1 protein-coding gene is annotated in these 806 nt (G+C 60.0%); it reads right to left on the bottom strand.

Annotated features, from left to right (window positions below; translation table 11 throughout):
- Positions 1-806 (bottom strand): rhamnose ABC transporter substrate-binding protein (locus H7B67_RS30610; RefSeq protein WP_185123712.1); only part of this gene is annotated, 806 nt, incomplete at both ends.

Here is an 806-nt window from a genome sequence, read left to right as displayed (position 1 = left end):
CCGGCCAGGTAGCCGACATCGATCGGGTTCCACAGGTACATCCAGGGGCTGACGCCGCTCTCGATGTATTCCGCCATCTCGCTAGGCAGGCCGAGGCCCGTCAGTTGAACCTTGCCCTTCAGGCCTTTGTCCGTCAGAACCTTGCCCGCGGCCGCGATGCCGACCGTCGTCGGAGCGATGATGCCCTTCAGGTTCGGGTACGACTTCAGCAGAGCTTCGGTCTCGGATACGCTCTTGTCGCGCAGGTCGTCGCCGTAAGCGACCTTAACCAACTTGATCTTGGCATACTTGCCGTCTTCGAGCTCCTTCTTCATCCACTCGATCCACGTGTTCTGGTTCGTCGCTTGCGAAGTCGCGCTCAGGATGGCGATCTCGCCTTCTCCGCCGATCATCTCGGATACGCCTTGGATCAGCGTGCGGCCGATGCGCTCCGGATCCGCCTGGTTGATGTGAACCATGCGGCTGTCGGCATTAACCGCGGAGTCGAGCGACAGTACCTTGATGCCAGCCTTCATGGCCTTCTGGAGAGCCGGTTGAAGAGCGTCCGGATCGTTGGCGACGATCGCGATGGAATCCACCTTCTGGGAGATCAGCTCTTCGATCATCTGGATCTGCGCTTCGGCCGTCGGCTGGTCCGGAGCCTTCAGAATCGCTTCGTCCCCGTTCTCCTCAATCGCCTTCTTGAAGCCTTCCATTTGCTTCTCGCCGTAAGGGTTGCCTGTATTTTTGAAAATAATAGCGAATTTCTGCTTGTCGCCCGACCCGCCGCTGGCCGCCGAGCTGCTCGGCTTGGCGTCGCCGCCGCT

The sequence above is a fragment of the Cohnella thailandensis genome (assembly GCF_014212135.1).
GTDB classification, from domain to species: Bacteria; Bacillota; Bacilli; order Paenibacillales; family Paenibacillaceae; genus Cohnella; species Cohnella thailandensis.
This window is presented reverse-complemented; position numbering and strand designations above follow the sequence as displayed.